Raw genomic sequence first — 6,253 nt, forward strand, 5'->3', positions numbered from 1 at the left:
GAGACAGCGGTCCCGGTTCCGGTCCCGCCCCCGCCGTACGCCCGCACGTGCGCGGTGACGTCCAGCTCGGCGGCGGTGTACGAGTCGTTCAGCGGCGTCTCCAGCTTGAAGTCGCGCAGGTGCACGGGCGGGGTGGAGTACAGGTAGACCGAGCGGAAGATGCCGCTCAGCCGGATCATGTCCTGGTCCTCCAGCCAGTCGCCGTCGGAGTAGCGGTACACCTCGACCGCGATCTGGTTGGCTCCGGGCCGGAGGTGGTCGGTGACGTCGTACTCGGACGGCGTGTAGGAGTCCTCGTCGTAGCCCACGAGTTCGCCGTTGATCCACACGTAGTGCGCGGACTTGACGCCCTCGAAGTGCAGGAAGACGCGGCGGCCGCTCCAGTCGCGCGGCACGGTGAAGGTGCGGCGGTACTGGCCCACCGGGTTGTAGCGGGTGGGCGCGGCGGGCGGCCGGGGCTCCTCGCCGCGGCCGTTGGGGCCCCAGTAGGGGTAGGTGATGTTCAGGTAGATCGGGAAGTCGTGGCCGTGGAGCTGCCACACCGACGGGACGGGGACGGTCTCCCAGTTCCGGTCGTCGGTGTCGGTGCGGTGGAAGTCGGGGTCGCGGTCCTCGGGCCGGTCCGCGTAGGCGAACTTCCAGGTGCCGTCGAGGTCGAGCCGGTAGGGCGAGCGGGTGCGGTCGGCGGCGAGCGCCTGCGGCAGGCCGGCGTACGGCATGAGGGTGGTGTGCGGGGGTTCGGTGCCGAGGCGGAAGACGCCGAAGTCGTTCCACTCCGGGGTTCCGTCGTCGGGGAGCGGGCGCGGGCCGGCCGCGTGCGCGGAGCCGGGCGGCGCGGACAGGGCGAGCGCGCCGAGCACGGCGGCCCCTGACTCCAGGAGACGGCGGCGGCTGACGGCCGGACGGACGGGGCGGGCGGGACCTGCGGCGGGGGACGCGTGCGGGTGCGGCATGACCGTGGCCTTCCTCGGTGCGACAGGGCACTGCGCGGACTGAGGGCGCGCCGGATCCCCCGGCGGCGCGGCGTCACGGCGGCGACGTCACGCCGGAGGAGAACCACGACGGGTGGTGACGGTGCGACTACTGGGCCCGCCACACCCTAGAACTCGCACACAAACGAAGCAATGATGCCGTCGGACTCTGTGCGGTCGTGATGATTCCGTACGAGGTGGCGTCCGGGGGGACGGCCCGGGTGCCGTCATCTGTCCGCGGCCCCGCCCGGGTCCGGCGCGCCGCGTTCGCCCAGCCAGCGGGCGAGCTTGCCGCGCCGGCCGATGGCCCGCAGCCGGCGTTCGGCGTCCTCGCGGGTCCTCGGAGTGGCGATGAGCAGGAGGTCGTCGCCGGCGTGCAGGACGGTGCCGCGGTCCGGCACCAGCGTGGCGCCCTCACGGACGATCAAGGTGACGACGGTCGGGGGCGGCAGCCGCAGTTCGAAGACGGCCACGCCGTGCAGGCGGGAGCCCTCGGGGATGCTCACGGTGAGCAGGTCGGCGTCCAGGACGTCGAGGGGCGCGGTCTCCACCTGGATCTCGCGCAGCGCCTCGGTGCGGACCAGGCGGAGGCGGCGGGCGACGGCGGGCAGGGTGGGGCCCTGGAGCAGGGTGAACAGGGCCACCAGCACGAACACGATGTCGAGGATCTCGCGGGCGTCCGGCACGTCCTCCACCACCGGGAAGGTGGTGAGCACGATGGGGACCGCGCCGCGCAGCCCCGCCCAGGAGATGAACGCCTGCCGCCGCCAGGGGACGCGGAACGGCAGCAGGCAGAGCAGCACGGACACGGGGCGGGCGACGAGCAGCAGCACCAGGCCGACGACGAGGGCGGGCAGGACCGCCCCGGCCAGCTCGCTGGGGTCGACGAGCAGGCCGAGCATGACGAACAGGCCGATCTGCGCCAGCCAGCCCGCGCCCTCCGCGAAGGACCGGGTGGCGGCGCGGTGCGGCAGCCGGGAGTTGCCGAGGACCAGCCCGGACAGGTATGCGGCGAGGATGCCGCTCGCGCCGGCCGCGCCGGCGGCGGCGAAGGCGATGATGCCGAAGCCGACCGTGGCCAGCGGGTAGAGGCCGGTGGCGGGCAGGGCGATGTGGCGCAGCGCGACCGCGCCCAGGAGCCCGGTCAGCACGCCGAGCGCCCCGCCGGCCGCGAGCTGGAACAGCAGGTCGCCGAGGAGCGGCACGATTGGCGGGACGCCGGACGTGGTGGTGGAGAAGACCAGCACCAGGATCACGGTGGGCGCGTCGTTGAAGCCGGACTCGGCCTCCACCAGGCCGGTCAGCCTCCGCGGCAGCGGCAGCGCCCGCAGCACGGAGAAGACGGCGGCGGAGTCGGTGGAGGAGACGATCGCGCCCAGCAGCAGCGCCACGTTCCAGTCCAGGCCGAGCAGCCAGTGCGCGCCCGCGGCGGTGACCAGGAGGGACAGGCCGACGCCCACGGTGGCCAGCACCCCGGCGGGCGCCACCAGCCGCCGGACGTCGTTCCACCGGGTGGTCAGCCCGCCCTCCACGAGGATCACGGCCAGGGCGGCGGTGCCGAGGGCCTGGGCGAGCTGGGCGTCGTCGAACCGCAGGCCGAGGCCGTCCTCGCCGGCCACGATCCCCACCGCGAGGAACAGCAGCAGACTGGGCAGACCCACCCGGTGCGCGGTGCGGGCGGCGGCGATGCTGGTCAGCAGCACGGTGCCCGCGACGAGCAGCGTCACGTACAGCTCGGGCAGGGTCATCGATCAGTTCCTCGTGCCGTCCTCGGCCGTCCGTCGGTCGCCGGCGTCCCACGGTCCGTGCGGGGACGCCCTGCCTCACGATCACACCCGGCGCGGCGGGGCGGGCGGCGCCATGAGGGGCGCCACCCGAAGGGACGCGTACCGGACATGTACGGCGGGAATACCCCGTGCACGGACCTCGGCACCCGGGCCGCCGCTGGGTAAAGTGGGTGCAAAGGTGCCGGCCTGTCCTCGCGTGCCGGCCGGCGCCGGGCCACAGCCCTCCACCCCGGGTGAGAGAAGGCGCGACATGGACCCCTGGCTGATCTGGCTGATCGTCGCGGCCGCCCTGGCCGTGGCGGAGATCTGCACCCTCACCGCCGCCCTCGGCATGCTGAGCGTGGCCGCGCTGGTCACGGCGGGAGTCGCGGCGGCCGGGCTGCCGCTCTGGGTCCAGCTGGTCGCGTACGCCGTCCTCGCCTCCGTCACGCTGGCGTTCGTACGGCCCCTCGCCCTGCGCCACCTCCAGCGCCCGCAGGGTGCCCGCTTCGGCGTGGACGCGCTGGTGGGCAGGCCCGCGCAGGTGCTGACGGCGGTGTCGGGCACCGGCGGCAGGGTCCGTATCGACGGCGAGGAGTGGACGGCCCGCAGTTACGACGAAACGCTGGTGATCTCGCCGGGGACGACCGTCGACGTCATCGAGATCAGTGGCGCCACCGCGATCGTCTACCCACGGGACTGAAGCCATGGACGTCTCCGCCTCCCTCGTCGCCGGCCTGCTGATCGCACTGTTCGCGATCTTCACGGTGATCCGAGCGGTGCGCATCGTGCCCCAGGCGCGCGCCCGCAACGTGGAGCGGCTGGGCCGCTACCACAAGACCCTGACCCCCGGTCTCAACCTCGTCATCCCGTACATCGACCGGGTGCATCCGCAGATCGACCTGCGTGAACAGGTCGTCTCCTTCAAGCCGCAGCCGGTCATCACCGAGGACAACCTGGTCGTCGAGATCGACACGGTGCTGTACTTCCAGGTCACCGATCCGCGCGCGGCCTTCTACGAGATCGCCAGCTTCCTCCAGGCGGTGGAGCAGCTGACCGTCACCACGCTGCGCAACGTGGTCGGGTCCATGGACCTGGAGAAGACGCTCACCTCACGGGACACCATCAACAGCCAGCTGCGCGGAGTGCTGGACGAGGCGACCGGCAAGTGGGGGCTGCGGGTCAACCGCGTGGAGATCAAGGCCATCGACCCGCCGCAGTCCATCAAGGAGGCCATGCAGAAGCAGATGCGGGCCGAGCGGGACAAGCGGGCCGCGATCCTGGGCGCCGAGGGGCAGCGCCAGTCGCAGATCCTGACGGCGGAGGGTGACAAGCAGGCGGCCGTGCTGCGCGCGGAGGGCAACCGGACCGCCGCGATCCTGGAGGCCGAGGGCCAGTCGCGCGCCATCGACGAGGTGTTCCAGGCGATCCACCGCAACGACCCGGACCCGAAGCTGCTGGCCTACCAGTACCTGACGGCGCTTCCCCAGCTCGCGCAGGGGCAGGGCAACAACTTCTGGGTGATCCCGAGCGAGATCACGACGGCGCTCCAGGGTGTGTCGAAGGCGTTCAGCGAGTCGCTGCCGCCGTCGCCGGCCACCCGGGCGAAGCCCCCGGCCGACGACGAGGCGGCGGCCAAGGCGGCCGACGACACGGCGGAGGCGGCTCAGGCAGCGGCGGAGGCGGTGGCCGACGCGGCGGAGGCGGACCGGCGTCCGCCCGGGGTCTGAAACGGGCGCGGGCGCTCATGAAGGGGCGCGCAAGCTCACGCGCCCCCTCGGTCCACCTGCGCCGCGAACGCCTCGTACGCCCGTTCGTCGAAGAGGACGAACGTGATCTCCTCGACCGCGGTGTCCGTCGAGCGGACCGTTTCCACGGCGATGCGGGCCGCGTCGTCCAGCGGCCAGCGGTAGACGCCCGTCGAGATGGCGGGGAACGCGACCGTGCGGGCGCCCAGTTCGCCGGCGACGCGCAAGGACTCGCGGTAGCAGGAGGCGAGAAGCGCGGAGCGGTCCTCGGTCGCGCTGTGCACCGGGCCCACGGTGTGGATCACCCAGCGGGCGTCCAGCCGGCCCGCCGTCGTCGCGACGGCCTGTCCCGTGGGCAGCCCCTTGCCGTACCGCGAGGCGCGCAGGGCGCGGCACTCCTCGAGGATCTCCGGGCCGCCCCGCCGGTGGATCGCGCCGTCGACGCCGCCTCCGCCGAGCAGGGACGAGTTGGCCGCGTTGACGATCGCGTCGGCGCTCTGCCGGGTGATGTCGCCCTGGACCAGCGTGAGCGTGGGGGTCGGGGTCATGTCTGGCGGAGCCTCCTCCACACGGCCTTGGCCGCATTGTGGCCGGGCATGCCGTGCACGCCGGGGCCGGGCGGGGTGGCCTGCGAGCAGATGAACACGGCGGGGTGCGGGGTCGCGTACGGGTACAGCGACAGCTTGGGGCGCAGCAGCGTCTGGAGTCCGGAGACCGCGCCGGTGGCGATGTCCCCGCCGACGTAGTTGGCGTTCCGCGCGGCCAGTTCGGGCGGGCCCGCGGTGGCGCGGGCCAGGACGCGGTCGCGGAAGCCGGGCGCGAACCGCTCCAGCTGGCGTTCGATCGCGTCGGTGAGGTCGCCGGTCCAGCCGTGCGGGACGTGCCCGTAGACCCAGAAGACGTGCTTGCCCTCGGGCGCGCGGGTGGGGTCGACGACGGAGGGCTGCACGGTGATGAGGAACGGCGCGTCGGGGGCGCGGTTCTCCCGGGAGGCGGCGCGCAGGGCGGCGCCGATCTCCGCGCTGTCCGCGCCGATCTGCACGGTCCCGGCCCTGCGCGCCTCGGGGGCGGTCCAGGGAACGGGCCCGTCCAGCGCATAGTCGATCTTGAAGACGCCGGGCCCGTAGCGGTAGCGGGCGTAGTGGTCGCCGAAGCCGGCGATGCGGGCCAGCGCGGTGGGCGAGGTGTCGAAGACGTACGCCCGGGCCGGCGGCAGGTCGTCGAGGCGCTTGACCTCGTAGTCGGTGTGCACGGTGCCGCCGAGTTCGCGCAGGTGGGCGGCGAGGGCGTCGGAGATCGCCTGGGAGCCGCCGCGGGCGACGGGCCAGCCGCGGGTGTGCGCGGCGAGGGCGAAGACGAGACCTATGGCGGAGGTGGCGAAGCCGTTGAGCGGGGCCATCACATGGGCGACGAGCCCGGCCAGGAGGGTGCGGGCGCGCTCGTCGTGGAAGCGGCGGGCCAGCCAGGTCGACGGCGGCAGTCCGACGAGGCCGAACCGGGCGAGGGTGACGGGGTCGCGGGGCAGCGCGGTCAGCGGCAGCGACATGAAGTCGCGGACCAGGGTGTCCCAGCGGTGCAGGAACGGCGTGACGAGCCGCCGGTACGCGCCGGCGTCGCGCGGCCCGAAGGAGGCGGCCGTCTCGCCGACCGAGCGGGACAGCACGGCCGCGGTGCCGTCCAGGAAGGGGTGGGCCATGGGCAGCTCGGGGTGCAGCCACTCCAGGCCGTGCCGCTCCAGCGGCAGGCCGCGGAAGGCGGGCGAGCTGAC

Annotated in this window: 6 protein-coding genes; 2 read left to right on the plus strand and 4 right to left on the minus strand. The window is 73.7% G+C overall.

Features of this window, described 5'->3' with window-relative positions; all coding sequences use genetic code 11:
- Together CCN29_RS31465 and CCN29_RS31470 are read right to left on the minus strand one after the other, a co-directional pair.
- A partial coding sequence (locus tag CCN29_RS31465; protein WP_442538593.1) for a sugar-binding domain-containing protein occupies positions 1–953 on the minus strand: 953 nt, incomplete at its 3' end.
- Between the two features lie 245 nt (positions 954–1,198).
- Positions 1,199–2,719 (minus strand): potassium/proton antiporter, encoded by a 1,521-nt coding sequence (locus CCN29_RS31470; protein WP_086685948.1) that lies wholly within the window; start codon positions 2,717–2,719, stop codon positions 1,199–1,201.
- Between the two features lie 289 nt (positions 2,720–3,008).
- On the opposite strand from CCN29_RS31470, the gene CCN29_RS31475 reads away from it, so the two are divergent.
- Together CCN29_RS31475 and CCN29_RS31480 are read left to right on the plus strand one after the other, a co-directional pair.
- The gene (locus tag CCN29_RS31475) at positions 3,009–3,440 is read left to right on the plus strand and encodes an NfeD family protein (RefSeq protein WP_006135038.1); all 432 of its coding nucleotides are present in this window, start codon (positions 3,009–3,011) and stop codon (positions 3,438–3,440) included.
- Between the two features lie 4 nt (positions 3,441–3,444).
- Positions 3,445–4,467, plus strand: a complete 1,023-nt coding sequence (locus CCN29_RS31480; RefSeq protein WP_031017697.1) for an SPFH domain-containing protein — start codon at positions 3,445–3,447, stop codon at positions 4,465–4,467.
- 35 nt (positions 4,468–4,502) lie between these two features.
- On the opposite strand, the gene CCN29_RS31485 is transcribed toward CCN29_RS31480, so the two are convergent.
- The gene (locus tag CCN29_RS31485) at positions 4,503–5,033 is read right to left on the minus strand and encodes an O-acetyl-ADP-ribose deacetylase (protein ID WP_006135035.1); all 531 of its coding nucleotides are present in this window, start codon (positions 5,031–5,033) and stop codon (positions 4,503–4,505) included.
- The coding region (locus tag CCN29_RS31490; RefSeq protein ID WP_086685950.1) for a phytoene desaturase family protein at positions 5,030–6,253 on the minus strand (1,224 nt) is incomplete at its 5' end. The genes CCN29_RS31490 and CCN29_RS31485, both read right to left, overlap by 4 nt.

This window comes from Streptomyces pseudogriseolus, assembly GCA_002154585.1.
In the GTDB taxonomy this organism is placed as follows: domain Bacteria; phylum Actinomycetota; class Actinomycetes; order Streptomycetales; family Streptomycetaceae; genus Streptomyces; species Streptomyces pseudogriseolus.